We start from the raw sequence: 19,442 nt of genomic DNA on the forward strand, positions 1-19,442 counted from the left end.
CGGCCGGTGCGCTGCCGTTACCGGCCGGCGCCTGCCAGCCGCGCACCGGTCACGCGACGACGATCCGGCCCAGCTCCTGGGTGCAGCGGGTCAGTGCGACGTAGAGCGCGTTGAAGCCGCGCGGCTCCGCGCTGATCCCGGCCGGGTCGACGACCAGGGTGGCGTCCCATTCCAGGCCCTTGGCCTGGGTCGCGGTCAGCACCGGGACGCCGTCGAGCGCGGCGGTCAGCACGGCGATCCGGCCGGCCGGCGCGACCACCCCGACCGTGCCGCCGGCCCACCGCCCGCGCAGGCCCGCGACGGCCTCGGCCGCGGCGGCGGGCAGCCGGTCGGCGCCGGTCTCGACCGTCCACGGGGTGATGCCGGAGGAGCGGACCGCGCGGGGCGGGGTGTTGCGACTGCCGGCGGCGCGCAGGACCGGTGCGGTCAGGTCCATCACCTCGCGCGGCGTGCGGTAGCAGATGGTCAGCTCGGCCGCGGTCCACCGGTCGCCGAGCGTGGCCCGGACCGCCTCGGACCAGCCGGCGTGCCGGTGGGCGGCCTCGGCCTGGTCGATGTCGCCGACCGCGGTGATCGACCGGGTGGGGCAGCGGCGCAGCACCATGTGCCACTGCATCTCGGACAGTTCCTGCGCCTCGTCGATCACGACGTGGCCGTAGACCCAGCCGCGCTGCCGCCGAGCGTGATCGGCGACGGAGCCGCCCGGCGGCGGCGCGTCGTCGAGGTCGCCGAGAAGGTCGGCGACCGCGTCGAGCAGCGGGACGTCACTCGGCGCCCACCCGGCCGGCCCCGCACCGACGACCGCGGCCTCCCCGCTCGCCACCTCCGCGCCGGCGAGCGCGGCCTCCCCGCCTGTTACCTCCGCCGCGACGAGCGCGGCTTCGCCGGCCGTCAGGTCCGGGGCGTAGCGGGCCAGCAGGGTGGCGTCGCCGAGCAGGGTCCGCAGCGTGGCCTGCGGGTCGCGGGTCGGCCACACGCTCTCGACGAACCGCGCGATCGTGGCGTCGGCCGCGATCCGGTCGCGCAGCTCCTCGATCTCCTCCTCGGACATCAGCCCGTCGACATCCGAGGAGGACCGGCCGTCGTGTCCAGGCTCCACCCGGAACCGGGCGAGGATGTCCTCGTACCCCTCGTCCATCTCCTCGAGGAGCGTGGCCCGCTGCTCGGCGACCGCCTCGGCCAGCACCTGGTGCAGCTGCTCCGCGAAGACCGACCGGGCCCGGTGGTACGGCCGGCCCTGCACCGCCGACGCGAGCAGCTGCCCGACCGTGCCCGCCCCGATCACGTAGAACTCGCCGTCCCAGCGCAGCTTCAGCTCGCGCGGCCGGGGCAGCAGCGACCGCACGTACCGCTCCAGCGCGCCCTGCCACAGCGCCCGCCCCTTGATCTCGGCCGGCTCCCGCGACTCGGCCCGTCCGACGGTCACGCCGGGGACGAGCGTGTCGCAGGTCGCGGCGACCACCGCGGTCTCGCCGAGCGCGGGCAGCACCTGGGCGATGTAGTCCAGGAAGCGGGTCGAGGGCCCGAGCACCAGCACCGCCCGCTCGGCCATCTGCCGGTACGTGAACAGCAGGTACGCGACCCGGTGCAGCGCGACCACGGTCTTGCCGGTGCCCGGTCCACCCTGGACGATCAGCGGCCCGGTCGCCTCGGCGCGGATGATGTCGTCCTGCTCGCGCTGCAACGTCGAGATCGCGGTCGACATTCTGCCCGTGCGCCGCTCGTTCAGCGCGGCCAGCAGCGCACCCTCGCCGACCAGGTCGCCGCCGGCGGACCCGTCCAGCGGTTCGTCGTCGACGCCGACCACCGTGGGCCCGTCCGTGCGCACGTGCCGGCGCCGGGCCTGCCCCTGCGGGTCGACCGCGGTCGCGGTGTAGAACGGCCGCGCGGCCGGCGCCCGCCAGTCCAGCACCATCGGGTCCGCGGCCTCGTCGTCGTCCCGGATCCCGATCCGCCCCACGTGCCGCACGGTCCCGTCGACGCCGTCGAGCCGCCCGAAGACCAGCCCGCCGGTCGCGCGCGTCAGCTCCGCGTGCTGCGCCCGCAGGCCGCGCTGCCGGGCTCGCTCGGTCGGGTCCTCGGCCGGCACCCGCAGTTCGTCCGCCAGGTGCGCCACCAGGCGGTCCCGGCGCGCGGACGCCGCGTCCAGGAACGCCTGCTCCGCCGCGATGGCGGCGCGGATCGTGGTCGCGGAATCGTCGACGGGCATGCGGACCTCATGTCAGCGTATTGGCGACGGCCGACTGCCCGGCCCTTTCCGATCGCGAATACTAACGACGCGGAATCGCCGATGTGCCCGCGAGGAGACGGTCATCTCACCGGCTTGCCAATCGCGCGCGGATCGCATCTCTGAGCGCTCATTCGCCACTTGACGCCCGGTCGCCGATGTGCGCAAACAATTGTGAAAGGCGACCCCCGTACCGCTGCGAGGTGGTTGGTGTCGCGACTCCCACGAGCAGCACGGCCACCCGAAGGGCACGATTCACCACCATGACGATCCTTTCACCGGTACGGACGGGAGCGGACGCACGGCCGGTGGATGACGCCGGACACCACATGCGTGTCAGTCGATGTCTTGACTCGTTTCACCGGCGCGCGCCGTCAGGTGCCGCGCGGTCGCCGGCAGCCGGTAGCCTCCCGCGGACGTCCGGTACGGGCTCAGCGCCTCGGCCATCGCCTGGCGCGCGGCCCCGGTCTGCTCGGCGGTCAGCGCCCCGAACAGCGCACCCAGCGGCCCGAAGCCGGCATTGAACGACCACCACGACTCGAAGTCGGGATAGTCGGTCTCCCAGTGGAACCAGCGGCTCTCGACGTCCCGCAGACCCGCGTCCACGAGATGCCCCTCGAGCGCACCGGCCCGGCCCGCCTCCGCGAACGGCGGGTCGAAGTCAGGCGTGGCCACCCGGATCCGGCGCAGCACCGCCGGGCCGAACCGGGTGTACGGGCTGTCGTCCGCGCCGGTCCAGGCCGCCGCGCTCAGCACACCGCCGGGGCGCAGCACGCGGGCGGCCTCCCGCGCGGCCGCGCCGAACGGGGCGGTGCCGGGCAGGAACAGCCCCATCCGCGAGACGACCGCGTCGGCGCTGCCGTCGGCGAGGTCGAGCGCGGCCATCGACATCTCCCGGAAGTCGACGCTCACCCGCGCACGGGCCGCGTCGGACCGGGCCGCGGCGAGCACGGCCGGGTTGATGTCGATCGCGGTTATCCGCAGGTCCGGCCGCCGCCCGGCGAGCGCGATGCTGAGGCTCCCGGTGCCGCAGGCGAGCTGCACGACGTGTGCGCCGGGCGGCAGCCCGTCCAGCGGCGCGAGCAGTGGGGTGGTGAGGCCGGAGAGCAGCCGCATGATGTTGTTCTGCACACCTACGAGTACAGCCGGGCCGGCCGTGCGGGACCATGGCCCGATGCAGCCTTCCCATACGCGTCCGGACCCGCTCGGCGCGGCGGTCGGCGCCCTGCGGGTGGGTCGCGCCGAGGCGTGCCGCGTCCGCGAGGCGGGCGCATGGGGCTGGCGCTATCCCCCGGCCGCCACCAGCGGTTTCCACCTGATCCTGCGCGGCCACGCCTGGCTGATCACCGCGAACGAGCCCCCGAGACCGCTGTCCCCCGGCGACGTGGTGTTCACGCCCTCCGGCGCCGAACACGGCATCGGCCACGCCCCGGTCACGCTGGACGGCCTTCCCCGGGTCGCCGGCACCGACCATCCGGCGGACCCCGGCCGGGCCGACGTCGAACTGCTCTGCGGCGCCTACTGGCTGGACCGCGGCCGCGTTCCCGGCTACCTGCGCGCACTCCCGGACGTGCTCGCGGTGACGCCGGACCACGCCCACGAGCCACGCCTCGGCACGCTGACCGGACTGCTGCGCGAGGCCGTCGCCGACACCGGTCCGGGCGCGCGGGTGAGCCTCCCGGCGATCCTCGACCTGACGCTGACGCTGCTGCTCCGGCAGTGGTCGCCGGAGCACCACGGCCCGCACGTCACCGACCCCGCGATCGCCGCCGCGTTCGACGCGGTCCACGCCGCCCCGGATCGCCACTGGCAGGTCGGCGACCTGAGCGCCCTCGCCGGCCTGTCCCGCTCCGCGTTCACGAAACGATTCACCGCCGCGGTCGGCCAGTCCCCGCACACCTACCTGACCGCCCACCGCCTGGCCACCGCCGCCCGCCTGCTGCGCGAGACCACCGCCCCGCTCGCCACGATCGCGGCCCGCCTCGGCTTCTCCACCGCGTTCGCCCTCTCCCGCGCCTTCCACCGCCACTTCGGCCTCCCACCCAGCCACTACCGCGCCTGAGGCGCTTCCGCACCCGCGGCCCTCCGCGCCGGCAGCGCCGGTCGTCCGCGGTTCCGAACCGGCACCGCCTTCCGGGATCCGCCGTCCGGTTAACCGGTCTGCGCCTGGACGGCATCGTGGTCGGCGAGGAGCGCGTGCCGGTCACGGCCCGTCCGGGCTGGGTGCCGCCGCTGTCCGAGGCGTACGAGTACGTCGCCCTGGTCAAGGAAGGGATCCAGATATAGAATAGTTGTATCCAATCCGTGGGAGCCGCACATGCACGAGCTGATGGTTCGCGGTCTCGTCCTCGAGGCCGAGAACGTGCTGACGGTCGAGCTGGCCGGGACCGGACTGCCGGCCTGGACGCCCGGCGCGCACGTCGACCTGATCGTCGCCGACGGCACGGTCCGGCAGTACTCACTGTGCGGGGACCCGGCGTCGACGACCCTGACCGTGGCGGTGCGGCACGAGCCCGCCGGCCGCGGCGGCTCCGACTGGGTGCACCGCGGCCTGCGCCCGGGCGACCGGGTCACGGTCCGCGGCGTGAGGAACCACTTCGCGCTGGAGGACGCGCCCGGCCACGTCCTGATCGCCGGCGGCGTCGGCATCACCCCGCTACTGCCGATGGCCGAGCACCTCGCACGCGCCGGCACACCGTGGCGCCTGGCCTACATAGGACGTTCGGCCGCCCGCATGCCGTTCCTGCACAGGATCGGCGCGCTCGGTCCACACGCGACGATCCACGAGACCGCCGTCTCCGGCCGCCCGCCCATCGGCGCGCTCCTCGACGAGCACCCGGACGCCCTGGTCTACGTCTGCGGCCCGGCCACGCTGATCGAGGCGGTCCGGGACGCGCTCGCCGCCCGCGGCGAAGCCGGCCGGCTGCGCGCCGAATACTTCCAGGCTCCCGCCGGCGATGACGCGGCCGAGGCGGGCGCGTTCACGCTGCGGTTGGAACGATCGAACCTGGAGCTGATCGTGCCCGCGGACCGCAGCGCGCTCGACGTCGTCACGGACGCCGGCGTCGACGTGCTGCGCGACTGCGAGGAGGGCGTCTGCGGCAGCTGCGAGACGACGGTGCTCGCCGGCGAGGTCGAGCACCGCGACCACGTGCTGACCGCCCGGGAGAAGGCCGCGAACTCCTGCATGATGCTGTGCGTCTCGCGCGCGGCCGGCCCCCGGCTGGTGCTAGACCTCTGACCTGTCGCCGAATGACGCGGAGCCGGACGACCCGGAACCGGACGACCCGGAACCGGATGACCGGTAACCGAGCGCGGCGAGGATCCGGGCCGACCGGTTGCCCGGGTGGGCGGCCAGCCGACGTAGCAGCTCGCCGGTGTCCTTCGGGAAGTTCGGCCCTGCCTTGACCAGGTCACCGGCCGGCACCTCGTCCGGCCGGTCGTCGAGCGGCGCCGCCCGTACCCGCTGGTGGTCGATGCCCTGCGCCAGCAGGGTCTCCCCGCCGCCGCGCCGGTCCGCGGCCGCGTGCGCCATGTGCGGGTAGGCGAGCGTGACCTCGTGCGTGACCAGCAGCGCCAGCAGCAGGTCGTCGGTGCGGGTGGCCCGGCCCTGCTCGCGGGCGCGCTCGTCGGCCTCCAGCCGGATCCAGAACGTCGGCTCGTCGGCGTGGTTGACCTCCCGGGCCAGCACGGACAGCAGCAGCTTGTCGCGCAGTCCCCGGCCCCGGTAGCGGGTCCGGCCGACCAGCGCGTTCCGGGCCGGCCGCAGCTCGGGCGGCAACCGGTCCGGGCGCGCCGGCGCCCGCCCGGCCAGCGCGGCCGCGCGCACCTGCGCCGGGTCCTCACCGCAGTCGCGGACCACGGCGGACGCCTCGGACGCCGGGTCGTCCAGCATCGCGGCGAGCAGCGACACCCGCGAGTCCCCGGTGGCGGCGCGCAACGCGGCGGCCGCGGCCTCGGAGACGGACATGACGTGGTCGGTGGTCTCGTCGCGGACGGCCGGGAGGCCCTCGAACGGACCGTTGCGCGGCTCCGCGTCCGGGTCCCACATCGGGCCGGTGTCCGGCTCGGCCATCACCCGGCCCGGCGTGCGCATCACCGCGAACACGACCCGCGCGGAGATGTCGAACGCGTTCAGCAGCGGCGCCACCTCCTTGTCGCCCGCGATCGACCACAGCAGCGCGCCCGTGCCGATCGGGCCGTTCGCCATGCCGCGCACCCTGTGCAGCGAGCTGGTCAGCCGCTTCCCGACCGTGAACTCCTCCACCATCACCGCTCCTCAACCCCGTGTCGCCGTCGTTGAAGATCACGCTACGGGCGGCTCCGGGGCGTTCCGTCGGCCGGAAAGCGGAAACCGGCCTCTATCCCGAGGTATAGCGAAGTCCTCAGCTCGCCGCCGCGCGAGTCGATCGGGGCGTCGACAGAGCCGTCGCCGTTCACCGGGAGCCCCGCATGCCACGCTCGGCACGCCGCGTCACCGCCATCGCGCTGACCTTGTCACTCGTGCCACTGGTGGCCCCGGCCGCGGGACCGGCCTCGCCGGCGGCCGCGTCCGTGCTGCCCCGATGCGGTGACGGCGGCACACCCGCGGTGGTGGCGCTGCACAACCCGCACCTCTACGTCGACTCGGCCAGCACCGCCCGGCTGATGTCCGCCTACGCCGGCTACCGGGTCGAGGCGGGCGCGTCCGCGCGGTCGCGCCTCTGGCTGCACCTGGGCGGGTTCACCGGCGGCGTGGTCGGCCTCGCCGCCGGTCAGCCGGACCGGGCCGCGCTCCCCGACCTGCCCGGCGGCGGCAGTGCGGCGCGTTACCTGCTGCTGACCGCGACCGGCACGACCACGGTCCCGCAGAGCCACACGATCACGGTGTACGACGGCGAGCCCTCGTCCGGGGCGCCGCTGTGCACTCGCACGTTCACCTACGCGGACGTGGCCGACACGATCAAGGCGCTGGCGAACAAGGTGCAGAGCGTCACCGCGTCCACGCCCGCGGCCACCGCGCGGATCGGCGACGTCGTCACGGTGACCGTGCAGGGCAACACCGGCACGCTCGGCGCGGGCCCGCCGAACGACCCCGGCGTGCTGGCCTACACGCCGAACGCACTGGCCGGCTTCCCGGCCGGGGCCTGGCGGCTGGAACGCACCGAACTCCAGATCTCCCCGGACGGCACCGCGCCGCCGGTCACCTACGCCGACCGGCTCTACCTCACCGGCGCCAGCGGGCCCGCCCGCCCGTACACCGCCCGATACGTGTTCCGCGCGACCGGGCCCAGCAATTCCGCCGCGCCGCTCAAACCGATCCAGTACATCGCCAGCGGCACCCAGGTCAAACACACCGACGTCGGGGGTACGGCGCTCGGCGCGCTGCCCGCGGTCTCCGCGACCGCGCCGGTCACGCTCGCCAAGGAGGTCACCTCCCCGTCCGGGGCGCTGCTGCCGGCCGGTGGCGGTCTCGTCTCGTACGCGCTCACGCTGACCAACACCGCGGACACCGCCGGCCTGGCCGACCGGGTCTCCGACACACTGCCCGCCGACGCCGCCTACGAGCCCGGCACGCTGCGGATCGCCGGCCGCACGGCCGCGGAGCCGGACGTCGACGGGCGCACGCTGACCGTGCAGGGACCGATCGGCGTGCCGGCCGGCGGCAGCACCACGCTGTCGTACACGCTGCGGCTCGGGCCGGCCTCCGGGACGCGGACCAACGCGGCGGTGGCGCACTTCGGCGACGTCGTGCTGGACCGCAGCGCCGACGTGACCACATCCGCGCCCGCCACCGCCGACGTGACCGTGCTCGACGGCGCCGCGCTGAGCCTGCCGCCCGCGTCCGCGTCCACGACCGCCGGGACCCCGGTCACCGTGACCCCGCTGGACGGCGTCACCGCACCGTCCGGGCTGCCGTTGCGGATCACCGCGCTCGGCACCCCGGCGAGCGGCGCGGCCGTGCTCGGCGCCGACGGAACGGTCACCTACAACCCCGCGGCCGGCGCGTCCGGCACGGTCACGTTCACCTACACGGCCACGGACGGGCACAGCACCGGCAGCGCGAACATCACCGTGACCGTCAGCCCGGCCGCCGCCGCCGACCTCTACAGCACCGGCAAGAACACCACGCTCGCCGCGGGCACCGGCGTGCTGGCCAACGACGCCTGCACCGGCTGCACGGTCAGCGCGACGCTGGTCACCGGCCCGCGCCTGAACGGCGCGCCGAGCGGCACGGTGACCATGTCCGGCGACGGGACGTTCACCTACGTGCCGGCCTCGAACGCCACCGGCACCGTCACGTTCACCTACCGCGCCACCGACTCGGCCGGGCGCACCACCGAAGGCGAGGTCACGATCAACGTCGCCGACCTCGCGCCGGACTACGCCACCACCGCGTACCAGACCGCGATCAACCCGCTCCCGCTGCAGGCCAACGACCCGGGTTGCAGCAACGCCTGCCGGCCGCAGTCGGGCAGCGCACCCACGCTCGGCACGGTCGCCTACCCGACCGGCGGCGGCAGCGTCGTCAGCTACACGCCGGGCGCGGGCGTCTGGGGCCTGGACACGTTCTCCTACGGTGTCACCGGCAACAGCGGCGGTGTCACCACCCCGGTCACCGTCCTGATCGCGCCGCCGCCGGTAACCCGGCAGACCACGTACGGCACCGAGGTCACCACCGCGCTGCCCGCGGGCGGGTCGTGCGGGCGCTGCGTCTACGCGCCCGGGACCGCGCCCGCGCACGGCACGGTCACGGTCGACGCCGCCACCGGCGCGTCCACCTACCGGCCGGCCGCCGGGCACGCCGGCGTCGACTCCTACACCTACCAGGTCCGGGACCCGCTCACCGGCCTGCGCGTCACCGGCACCGTCACGGTCACGGCCGGGCCGCGCGCCATCGACGACACCGCGTCCGTCCTGCTCGGCGACGTCGTCACCGGCGACACGTCCGCCAACGACGCCTGTCCCGGCACCTGCACCCGGACGCTGCTGACCGGCCCGTCCGCCGGCACGCTGACGCTGCGCGCGGACGGCACCTACGACTACACCCCGGGCGCCGCCATCGGCACGTTCACCGCCACCTACCGGATCACCAGCTCGGTCTCCGGGCCGGTCGCGTCGGACGGCACCATCACGCTGACCGTCCGCGGCGCGGTCGACGACACCGCCACCACCGCGCCCGGGCAGGCGGTCACCATCGACGTGCGCGCGAACGACCCGTGCACCGGCTGCGTGCTCACCGCCGCGACCGCCCCGTCGTCCGGGACAGCCGCCATCAGCGGCGGCGCGGTCGTCTTCACACCGATGGCCGGGTTCACCGGGCGGGCCCGGGTACCGTACACGCTCACCCAGGGCGCGGCCACCACGACCGCGGTCGCGGCCGTGACCGTCACGCCGCAGGCCGTCGACGACGTCGTCACCGCCATCGCCGGAACACCCGCGGAGGTGCTGCCACTCGCCAACGACCTCTGCTCCGGCTGCACGATCACGGTCACCGGGGCACCCGCGGCCGTCGACGGCGACGTGCTCACCTACACCCCGGGCGGCCCGGGCACGGTCACGTTCGGCTACCGCATCACGGACGCCGACGGCAGCACCGCCACCGGGACCGTCACGGTGCACGTGGTCGCGGCACCGGCCGTGCAACCGGACAGCGCGAGCACGACCGGGGCGGCACCCGTGACCACGACCGTGCTCGCCAACGACGGCTGCACCGGATGCACGATCACGATCACCGGCGATCCGGGGTACGGCACGGCGACCGTCGACGTGCACGGCCGGACCGTGTACACGGCCGCGCCCGGATTCAGCGGCGTGGACACCTACCGGTACACCGCGACGGACGCGAGCACCGGCGCGTACGCGTCCGCCGTCGTCACCGTGACCGTCGCGCCGCAGGGCCGGGACGACACCGCGGCGACCCGCGTCGGCGTGCCGGTCGGCGCGGACGTGCTGGCCGGCGACGCCTGCACGGGCTGCTCGGTCACCGCGTCGGTCACGGCCGGGCAGATCACGGCGCACACCGCGGGTGGCACGGTCACGGTCACGCCGGCCGCCGGGTGGACCGGCGTCGCGACGGTCACCTACACCGCGACGGACCCGGTGACCACGCTGAGCACCACGGCGACGCTCACGGTCGAGGTCGGCGACGCCCGGCCGGACTCGGCGACCGCCGCGCCCGGAACGTCCGTCACCGGCCTGGACGTGCTGGCCAACGATCACTGCCCGGGCTGCCAGGTGACGGCGGCCGGCCCCGCGTCGGCCGGTACGGCGTCGTTCCAGGGCGGTACGGTCGGCTGGCAGCCACCGGCGGGCTTCGCGGGCGTGGCGACGTTCGGGTACACCGCCTCGGGCGGCGCGCACACGGTGTCGAGCACGGTGCGGATCCTGGTCGCACCGGCCCCGGCGACGATCACGGTCCCTGCCGGGCGGGCCGGGGCCGTGACACCCGTACCGCCCCCGAACTACCCGGGTTGTGTGCTGACCGCGCTGACCAGCCCGGACCACGGGGACGTGGACGGCGGGAACGGCACGTTCACGTACACGCCGGAGACCGGGTTCACCGGCCCCGACGCGTTCGAGTACCGGATCACCGATCGGCTGTCGGGGCGGGCCGTCACGGCCACGGCGACGCTGGACGTCGCGGTGCCGGCGGCCGCGCCGGGCATCACCGTCACGGCCGAGGCGGTGACCGGGCCGGCGGTGCCGAGAGCCGGTGGCGGCGGCACCCGGGCGTGGACCGTGACCAACAGCGGCGATCAGGTGCTGCGCGGCGTCACCGCGGTCGCCGACGACGCGGGCGCGGTCAGCTGCCCGGGGACGGTGCTGGCGGTCGGTGCCGGGATGCGGTGCACGGCGGTGCGCACGTTCACGCAGGCGCAGATCGACGCGGGCGAGGCGCGGACCCGGCTGACCGTGACCGGCACGCCGGACGCGGGCAGCGCCGTCACGGACGACGACGAGGTCGTGGTGGTGCTGGCCCAGGACGCCCGGCTCACGGTGACGGCGGCCGGGGTGCCGGAGCCCGTGGATGCGGTGCGCGTGACGTACACGGTCACCAACGAGGGCAACGTGACCATGGGCCAGGTGGCGGTCGCGCTGAACCGGGGTGGCGGGCTGTCCTGCGCCCTGACCACGCTGCTGCCGGGGGCGGGCACGACGTGCTCCGGGGTGCGCGGGGTCACCGCGAGTGACGTGGGAAGCGGCTCGTGGGCCGCGACCGGGACGGTGACGGGTGTGCCGCCGGCCCCGGGGACGCAGGGGAACCAGCAGGTGGGCGTGACGGTGCCATTGCCGTCGGCAACGCCCACCCCGCCCGTTCCGACGACGGTGCCGTCACCGGACGTGTCCGTACCCGCATCCGCGCCGGCGTCTCCGTCTCCCTCCGCGCCTCCGGCCACGCCCGCGCCTCCGTCTCCGTCCGCCCTTCCGTCTCCGTCTCCGTCTGTGTCTCCGTCCGTGTCTGCGTCCCCGTCCGTGTCTGCGTCTCCGTCCGTGTCTGCGTCTCCGTCCGCTCCCGCGTCCGCGTCGCCGAGCCTGAGTGCCGCGCCGAGCACGTCACCGAGCGCGGTGCCCGCACCGGTCGACGTCCCACCGGCCGTCGGCGTCGGCACGGTGACCGGCGTGATCTGGTTCGACCGCAACCAGGACGGCGACCGGGACGCCGGCGAGTGGCCGCTGCCCGGCGTCCCCGTCCGGCTCAGCGCGGCACCGCCGGTCGACGCCGCGCTCGCGCCGGCCACCACCACCGGCGTCCGGTCCGTCACCACCGGCCCGGACGGCGGCTACCGGTTCGACGATCTGCCCGCCGGTGACCACCGGGTGACCGCGGTCGTCGACGCCGCCGGCTTCGCGTACACCTCGGACAGCGACGGCCTCGCGGACTGGACCGTCACCGTCCGCACCCGCGAGTCGGGCACCGCCGTCGCCGAGTTCGCCGGGATCGGTCGCGGCGCGGTCAACGGCACCATCTACGACAGCGCCACCGGCGCCCCGATCGGCGGCGCGGACGTGACCTGCCGCTGGGCCGGCCTCGACGACACCCTGCGCACCACCGACGACGTGCTGATGGCCGTCGGCGCCGGCGGGTCCGGGAGCTTCGCGCTGAGCCGGTTGCCGTACGGCACGTACGAGTGCGGCGGACGGGACCCACGTTCCGGCGCCACCTCCGACGTCACCCAGGTCTCGGTGATGAGCGCCGCACGCCGGTACGTCCCGCTGCCGGTCAGCGGCACCCCTCCACTGCCGGTCACCGGCGACCGGATCGGCGTGCTGGTCGCCGCCGGCCTGCTGCTGCTGCTGACCGGTGCCGCCGTGACCCGGATCGGCCGCCGCTACCGGATGCCGTAGGGAAGCAGGTCCGCGGCCGGTAGCGAGAAGTCGACGAAACGGGCGATGTCGGAGGCGACGGTCGGGTCCACATTGGCCAGCACCACGATGACGTGCTCCGATTCCGGGTGGATGGTCAGCTCGGCGTTCGCGCCCGGGAATCCGCCGCCGTGGCCGATGGTCCGGATGCCGTGGACGGTGTGCTCGGCGAACCCGTACGCCTGCCGTCCGTGAAAGCCCATGTTCACCTTGCCGGTGGTCAGCAGCTCGGTGTGCACGGCGTCCAGCAGCTCGTGACGCAGGATCGCCCGCGCGAACCGGTGCAGGTCGCCCGCGGTGGCGTAGGCGCCGCCGGCCGGATTGCCCAGCAGGAACCGGAAGTCCGTGTTCGGCGCGCGTTCCTCGCCGGTGTAGCCGACGGCCAGGTCGTCCGGCGCGTCCAGGCCGTTGCCGGAGCGGGTCATGCCGGCCGGGCGGAGGACGGCGTCGTCGAGGTAGCCGGGACCGCCGGCCCGTTCGATGATCGCGCCGAGCAGCACGTAGCCGTAGTTGCTGTAGTCGAACCAGCGGCCGGGCGCGAACGACGGGGCGCGGTGGCCGAGGAACGCGATGTGGTCGTCCGGGGTGCGCAGCTGGTCGCGGCGGTCCCAGTGCCCCTCGACGAAGATGTCGAGCGTGCCGCCGGTGTGGGTGAGCAGGTGGTGCACGGTGACCGTCTCGGCCAGCTCCGCGTTCGGATAGCCGGGCAGCCAACGGCCGGCCGGGTCGGTCGCGGACAGCCGGCCGTCCTGGATCAGCCGCACGATCGCGGTGGCGGTCAGCACCTTGGTGACCGAGCCGATCGCGAACCGGGTGTCCATCGTGACCGGTGTCCCCCGCTCCCGGTCGGCCAGCCCGTAGGCGGCGGAGAACAGCGTCTCGTCGCGCCGGGTGACCAGGACCGTGCCGCTGAACCGGCCGGCTCCGGCCTCGTCGTCCAGGATCGCCGTCAGGCGCCGCTGCCATTCCATGGCTGATGGTCTATCGGATGTCGTCCGCACCGGCTAGCGGATTTCCGACGGCGGGCCGCATCAGCGGCGGGTGCAGCAGCGTGGCCGGGCCGCGGCGGAACAGCGCGGCCGGGCGGCCCCGGTCGCGGATGGCGGTGCCGCCGGTGGCCTCGACGAAGCCGTCCGCGCCGGTCACCTTGCGGTGGAAGTTCCGGGCGTCGATGCGGGTGCGCCAGACCGTCTCGTACACGCCGCGCAGCTCCGCGATCGTGAACTCCGGCGGGCAGAACGCGGCGGCGAGCGGCGTGTACTCCAGTTTGGACCGGGCGCGTTCGATGCCGTCGCGCAGGATCCGGTCGTGGTCGAACGCGAGACCGCCGGCGGCCACGTCGTCGTAGGGCCGCCACGCCGCGCCGGCCGCGTCGCTGCCCGCGACCGGGGACGGCAGGTCCGGCAGCAGTGCCAGGTAGGCGACCGTGACCACGCGTCCGCGCGGGTCCCGGCCCGGCGTGCCGTAGGTGGCGAGCTGTTCGAGATGCCGCGGTTCCAGCCCGGTCTCCTCGCGCAGCTCGCGGGCGGCCGCGTCGTCCAGGTCCTCGTCGTCCAGCACGAACCCGCCGGGCAGCGCCCACGCGCCCTCGAACGGCGGGATGCCGCGCCGGATCAGCAGCACCTGCAGCTGGCCGCCGCGGATGGTGAGCAGCACCAGGTCGACCGTAATCGTCACGTTGACGATAATAGCTCGCATCCTTTATCGTCAGGATGACGAAAAAACATCGGGAGGGTACGCACCATGGCCGACGTGACACGCCGCTTCCACCTGCGGCACCTGCGGTCCGCGCCGACGAGCTGGGTCAGCCACACCGTGCGCGGCCGGGTCCGGCGGACCGGCACCGGGCTGTCGTTCTGGTACCGGCCGCTCACCGCCGCCCTGTCCGAGGTGCCGGTCGACGACCGCGAGCTGCCGCTGCTCTTCCACGCCCGCACCGAGGACTTCGCGGACGTGACCGTGCAGGCCACCGTCACCTACCGGGTCAGCGACCCGCTGCGCGCGGCGGAACGCCTGGACTTCTCCATCGACCCGTACAAGGGGGTCTGGCGCGGGCAGCCGCTCGACCAGGTCGCCGGCATGCTCGCCGAGCTGGCCCAGCAGCCCGCGCTCGACCTGCTCGCCCGGATGCCGCTCGCCACCGCGCTGACCACCGGCATCGCCACCATCCGCACCGCGGTCGCGGACGCGCTCGCCGACGACCCGCGCCTGACCGAGACCGGCGTGTCCGTGGTCAGCGCGCGCGTGGTGGCGCTGCGCCCGGAGCCGGAGATGGAACGCGCGCTGCAGACCCCGACCCGCGAGCAGGTGCAGCAGGACGCGGACCGGGCCACCTACGCCCGCCGCGCGCACGCGGTGCAGCAGGAGCAGTCGATCGCGGAGAACGAGCTGCAGAGCAGGATCGAGCTGGCCCGCCGGGAACAGCAGCTGGTCGAGCAGCGCGGCGCGAACACCCGCCGGGAGGCGGAACTGGAAGCCGAACGCGACGACGTGGCCAGCGCGGCCCAGGCAGACCGCCTGCGGCGATCCGCGACCGCGGAAGCGGATGCCGCGCGGGTACGGGACGAGGCGCGCGCGGCCGGCACCCGGCTCGTCGGCCTGGCCGAGGCGGAGGCGGAGGCGGCGCGCCTGGCCGCCTACCGAGACCTGCCCCCGGGCGTGCTGCAGGCGCTCGCGGTCAAGGAGCTGGCCGGCCAGCTGCCCGCGATCAACGAGCTGACCGTGACGCCCGACCTGCTCAGCAAGGTGCTCGGGCGGCTCTCGTGAGCCGTACCCGCGTCGTGAAGGGTTTCTCGCCGTGAGCCTGAATCCGCGTGTGGTGGTCGTGTCGCGGCGCAGTGAGCTCGATGAGCTGCTCGCCCGGCACGGCACCCGCGGCGCGGCCGCGTTCTTCCTCCGCGAACGCGGCCGCACGCTCGACGACGTGACCGCCCGGCACGACGCGCTGACCGCCGCGCTCACCGCGGTCAGCGCCGCCATCCCCGCCGACTGGCGCCGCGGCCACGTCGAACGCGCCGACCTCCCGCGCTTCCTGTTCGCCCCGGAGGACGTCGTGGTCGCGGTCGGGCAGGACGGCCTGGTCGCGAACGTCGCGAAGTACCTGGACGGCCAGCCCGTCATCGGCGTCGACCCGGAACCCGGCCGCAACGCCGGCGTCCTGGTCCGGCACACCGCCGCCGCGGTCCCCGCGCTGCTGCGCGATCGCGACGGCGGCTCCCGCCGCACCATGGTGACCGCCCGCCTCGACGACGGCCAGGAACTCCACGGCCTCAACGAGATCTACATCGGACACTCCGGCCACCAGTCCGCCCGCTACGTGCTGACCACACCGGACGGTCGCCGCGAACGCCAGTCCTCGTCCGGCGTCATCGTCGGCACCGGCACCGGCGCGACCGGCTGGTGCGCCTCGATCGCCCGCGAGCGCGCCACCGCACCGCCGATGCCCGGCCCGGACGAGGCGCACCTGTGCTGGTACGTGCGGGAGGCCTGGCCCTCCCCGGCCACCGGCGTCAGCGAGTCCGCCGGCCTGCTGCGCCCCGGCGGGCACCTGGAGGTCGCCTCCGAGTCCGAGCGCCTGGTCGCGTTCGCCGACGGCCTGGAGTCCGACGCCCTCCAGCTCACCTGGGGGCAGCGCATCACGATCACGGTCGCCGCCCGCCACCTGCGGTTACTCTGACCGCCGGTCCCCCTGGAGATAGCGGGTGATCATGTCGACCAGCTCGGTCTCGAACGGCTCGACCGAGGTGGTGCGCGGGTCGGCCATCAGCTTGTGCGTGTTCATCTCGATGGTGAACAGGATCAGGTCGGCCGCGGTGTCCAGGTTCTCGACGTGCACGTCCGGATGGCGGACGAGCAGGTCGCGGATCTGGGCGGTGCGGGTCTCGCCGTGCCGGTCGATCGCGTCGAGCAGGTCCGGCGAGACCGGCGCCTGCTCGATCATGATGCGCAGCAGCTGCGGATCGTCGCTGTGGTTGTCGATCGCGTCGCGGACCATCGCACGCACCATCGCGCGCAGGCTGCCCGGTGACAGGTCGACCTGGCCGGCCTGGGTCCAGGTGCCGCGGTCGATGTGCCGGACCAGCAGCTGGGCGAGGATCGCGTCCTTGTTCGGGAAATACTGGTACAGCGAGCCGATCGAGATCCGGGCACGGTCGGCGATCCGGTTCGTGGTGCCGGCGGCGTACCCGTACTCGCTGAAAACGTGAGCAGCCGCGGTCAGGATGCGCTCGCGGGTCAGCTCCGCGCGCACCTGCCGGGGCTCGCGACGTGGCTGGAGACGGCGGGCGGGCGGCGGCATCCGGGTGTCCTTCCGAGGCGGCAAAAGCGAGTAGCCAGAGACCTGAGCTATTGTTCACAATAGTGGGGTGAGCTGGGAAAACAAGACATGATACCGAAGGTCTACCCGCCCGGGACCCGCACGATCATCACGCTGGGGGTGCGCCGCCGGGAGTTCCTCTCGCCGAGCTTCGCGAGCGTCACGCTCGGCGGCCCGGGCGTGGGCGTACCCAAGCAGGACACCTCGTTCTTCGGCTACTGGCGTCTGGGCCGGTCCGCACCCGGCTGAGAGGGACACTCGTGCACTACCGTCTACTGTCCACCGTGGATGAGGTCGAGTCGGTCGTCGGCCGGCCCCCGGCGGTCATCATGCTCAAACAGATCAGCGCGCTCGACGAGGGCTGCCGGACGATCCTGGCCCGGAGCCCGATCGCGGCGTTCGGCTACCGCGACGCCGACGGCGTCAGCAGAACCACATTCGTCGGGGGTACGCCCGGATTCGCCCGCGTGCACTCCCCCACGCGGCTGTCGTTCGCCGCCCCGGACGTACCCGCCGGCCCGGTGTCGCTCTTCTTCCTGCTTCCGGGCGTCGGCGAGGTTCTGCGCCTCAACGGCGTGATGGCCGGCCGCGCCGTGCGCGTCACGGAGGCGTACGTCCACTGTGCGCAGGCCGTCCTCCGCTCCCGGCTGTGGCAGCCGCCGGTGCCGGCCGCACCGGCCGCGCCGATTTCGGGCGAGGGTCCGCTGCACGGGCCCGGCGTGGCCGGCTTCCTCGCCGCAGCACCGTTCCTGGCGCTGTCCACGTGGGACGGTGACGGCGGGAGCGACACGAGTCCGCGCGGGGACCGGGAAGCGGTGGCGCGGATCCTGGACGGGCGCACGCTGGCCATCCCGGACCGCCGGGGCAACAAGCGCGCGGACACGCTGCACAACCTGCTGCGCGACGACCGGCTCGCGTTCGCCGCGCTCGTGCCGGGCCGCAGCGGCGTGCTGCACGTGACCGGCCGCGGCACGATCACCGACGATCCGGCGCTGCTTTCGACCATGGCGCTGCGCGGCCAGGCCCCGCACGCGGCGCTGCTGATCGACGTCGAGCACGCGGAGGTACGCGGCAACGACGCGGTCGCCCGCGCCCGGATCTGGAGCCCGGGTACGCACCTCGGCCTGGACACCGCGCCGAACCTGATAGTGCTGGCCAGCCGGCACCTCGCGGCGAACACGGCGAAGGGCGGGTTCCTGCTGCGGGCCGTCAGCGCGATCCCGGGCATCGGCCGGCTGCTGCGGCCGGTGATGAACCGCGCCTACCGGTCCGGGCTGCTCAAGGAGGGCTACGAGGACGTCACGACCGGGCCGGTCACGGCCACCAGCGCGCTGGTCACGGCCGCCGGCGCGCCGGTCGCGGATCCGCTTCGGACGGTGCGGATCGCCGAGGTCCGCCGGGAGACGCTGAGCGCGGTCACGCTCGTGCTGGAGGACACCGACGGCGGCCGGTTCGACTTCCGCCCCGGCCAGTACTTCACGCTCGTCGCCGACGTCGGCGGGCACCCGATCCGGCGGGCCTACTCGGCGTCGTCGGCGCCCGGCTCGTCCCGGCTGGAGGTGACGATCAAGCACGTCGACGGCGGCCGGTTCTCCGGCCACGTCCACCGCGGGCTCCGGGCCGGGGACACGATCGCGGTGCTCGGCCCGTCCGGAACGTTTCATCTACCGGAGCCGCCGGGCTCGCCGGGTGACCTCGTGCTGATCGCGGCGGGCAGTGGCGTCACTCCGATGATGAGCATGATCCGCGCGTACGGTGGCCGGGTCTCGCTGCTCTACAGCAACCGCACCGAAGACGAGATCATCTTCGGTGACGAGCTGAACCGGCGCGCCGAATCGGGACAGCTGTCGGTCACGCACGTCCTGACCCGCCGCGACGGACGGCTCGACGCGCACGGCGTACACCGCTGGATCTCGGGTTTGACCGTTTCACCGGACACTCACTACTTCGTGTGCGGGCCGGACGCGCTGATGGACACCGTCCACAGTGTCCTCACCGGGCTCGGGGTGCCACCGCAGCAGGTACACCAGGAGCGCTACAGCAGCGGCACGGACGCCGCCGCCACGACGACCACGCCACAGGAGATGACCGTCGACTCCATCGGCACGGTCGTGGTCGAACCCGGCCAGACCCTGCTCGACGCGGGCCTCGCCGCCGGACTGCCGATGCCCTACTCCTGCACGATCGGCAACTGCGGCGACTGCCTGGTCCGCCTCCGCGCCGGCGAGGTCACCACCTCCGACCCCAACAACCTCACCCGCCCCGGGTACGTTCTGGCCTGCCTGAGCTGCCCACTCACCCCGGTGACGCTGGACATCACGCCGGCCTGACCTCGCGAATGGGCGGCGATCACCCGGCGCTGGCCCGCAGGTTCCGTCCTCGACGCTACGGTCGAGCACCTGTTCACGGGCAACCGGGAGTACACCGTCAGGTTCGGCGACTGTTTCGCGACCGTCGAATACGAGGGCTCACCACCCGCCCCCGGAGCCCAGGTGTCGCTCGTGGTGGAGAGACAGTCGGAATGGACACGCTCGTTGATACTCCGGCCACACC

Annotated in this window: 13 protein-coding genes; 7 read left to right on the top strand and 6 right to left on the bottom strand. The window is 74.2% G+C overall.

Going from position 1 to position 19,442, the window contains the following annotated elements; genetic code table 11:
- Positions 1-49: 49 nt before the first annotated feature.
- Positions 50-2,209 (bottom strand): HelD family protein, encoded by a 2,160-nt coding sequence (locus tag J2S43_RS17170; protein ID WP_306830351.1) that lies wholly within the window; start codon positions 2,207-2,209, stop codon positions 50-52.
- A gap of 354 nt (positions 2,210-2,563) precedes the next feature.
- The gene (locus J2S43_RS17175) at positions 2,564-3,358 is read right to left on the bottom strand and encodes a class I SAM-dependent methyltransferase (protein WP_306830353.1); all 795 of its coding nucleotides are present in this window, start codon (positions 3,356-3,358) and stop codon (positions 2,564-2,566) included.
- 43 nt (positions 3,359-3,401) lie between these two features.
- Here J2S43_RS17175 and J2S43_RS17180 point away from each other — a divergent pair, with 43 nt between their 5' ends.
- Both J2S43_RS17180 and J2S43_RS17185 read left to right on the top strand, forming a co-directional pair.
- Positions 3,402-4,289, top strand: coding sequence for an AraC family transcriptional regulator (locus J2S43_RS17180; RefSeq protein WP_306830355.1), 888 nt, complete (start codon positions 3,402-3,404; stop codon positions 4,287-4,289).
- Positions 4,290-4,544: 255 nt separating this feature from the next.
- A complete protein-coding gene (locus J2S43_RS17185) occupies positions 4,545-5,468 on the top strand; it encodes a PDR/VanB family oxidoreductase (protein ID WP_306830357.1) in 924 nt (307 codons plus the stop codon).
- Here J2S43_RS17185 and J2S43_RS17190 read toward each other — a convergent pair.
- Positions 5,457-6,497: a hypothetical protein gene (locus J2S43_RS17190; RefSeq protein ID WP_306830359.1), complete on the bottom strand. Its 1,041-nt coding sequence runs from the start codon at positions 6,495-6,497 to the stop codon at positions 5,457-5,459. The genes J2S43_RS17185 and J2S43_RS17190 overlap by 12 nt on opposite strands.
- Before the next feature lie 182 nt (positions 6,498-6,679).
- Here J2S43_RS17190 and J2S43_RS17195 point away from each other — a divergent pair, with 182 nt between their 5' ends.
- On the top strand, positions 6,680-12,556 hold the full coding sequence (locus J2S43_RS17195; RefSeq protein ID WP_306830360.1) for a beta strand repeat-containing protein: 5,877 nt from the start codon (positions 6,680-6,682) through the stop codon (positions 12,554-12,556).
- Here the strand turns inward: J2S43_RS17195 and J2S43_RS17200 are convergent.
- Positions 12,541-13,545 (bottom strand): serine hydrolase domain-containing protein, encoded by a 1,005-nt coding sequence (locus tag J2S43_RS17200; protein WP_306830362.1) that lies wholly within the window; start codon positions 13,543-13,545, stop codon positions 12,541-12,543. The genes J2S43_RS17195 and J2S43_RS17200 overlap by 16 nt on opposite strands.
- A 10-nt stretch (positions 13,546-13,555) precedes the next feature.
- Entirely contained in the window at positions 13,556-14,272 is a 717-nt protein-coding gene (locus J2S43_RS17205; RefSeq protein ID WP_306830364.1) for an NUDIX hydrolase, read from the bottom strand.
- 45 nt (positions 14,273-14,317) lie between these two features.
- On the opposite strand from J2S43_RS17205, the gene J2S43_RS17210 reads away from it, so the two are divergent.
- The gene (locus J2S43_RS17210; RefSeq protein ID WP_306830366.1) at positions 14,318-15,340 is read left to right on the top strand and encodes an SPFH domain-containing protein; all 1,023 of its coding nucleotides are present in this window, start codon (positions 14,318-14,320) and stop codon (positions 15,338-15,340) included.
- A gap of 31 nt (positions 15,341-15,371) precedes the next feature.
- Positions 15,372-16,250, top strand: coding sequence for a diacylglycerol kinase catalytic domain-containing protein (locus J2S43_RS17215; RefSeq protein WP_306830369.1), 879 nt, complete (start codon positions 15,372-15,374; stop codon positions 16,248-16,250).
- On the opposite strand, the gene J2S43_RS17220 is transcribed toward J2S43_RS17215, so the two are convergent.
- Positions 16,242-16,871: a TetR/AcrR family transcriptional regulator gene (locus J2S43_RS17220; protein ID WP_306830371.1), complete on the bottom strand. Its 630-nt coding sequence runs from the start codon at positions 16,869-16,871 to the stop codon at positions 16,242-16,244. The two genes, J2S43_RS17215 and J2S43_RS17220, sit on opposite strands and share 9 nt — an antisense overlap.
- Positions 16,872-16,958: 87 nt before the next feature.
- Here J2S43_RS17220 and J2S43_RS17225 point away from each other — a divergent pair, with 87 nt between their 5' ends.
- Together J2S43_RS17225 and J2S43_RS17230 are read left to right on the top strand one after the other, a co-directional pair.
- Entirely contained in the window at positions 16,959-17,138 is a 180-nt protein-coding gene (locus J2S43_RS17225; protein WP_306830373.1) for a hypothetical protein, read from the top strand.
- Positions 17,139-17,173: 35 nt separating this feature from the next.
- On the top strand, positions 17,174-19,219 hold the full coding sequence (locus J2S43_RS17230; RefSeq protein WP_306830374.1) for a 2Fe-2S iron-sulfur cluster-binding protein: 2,046 nt from the start codon (positions 17,174-17,176) through the stop codon (positions 19,217-19,219).
- The last annotated feature ends 223 nt before the right edge of the window (positions 19,220-19,442 follow it).

The sequence above is a fragment of the Catenuloplanes nepalensis genome (assembly GCF_030811575.1).
Taxonomy (GTDB): domain Bacteria; phylum Actinomycetota; class Actinomycetes; order Mycobacteriales; family Micromonosporaceae; genus Catenuloplanes; species Catenuloplanes nepalensis.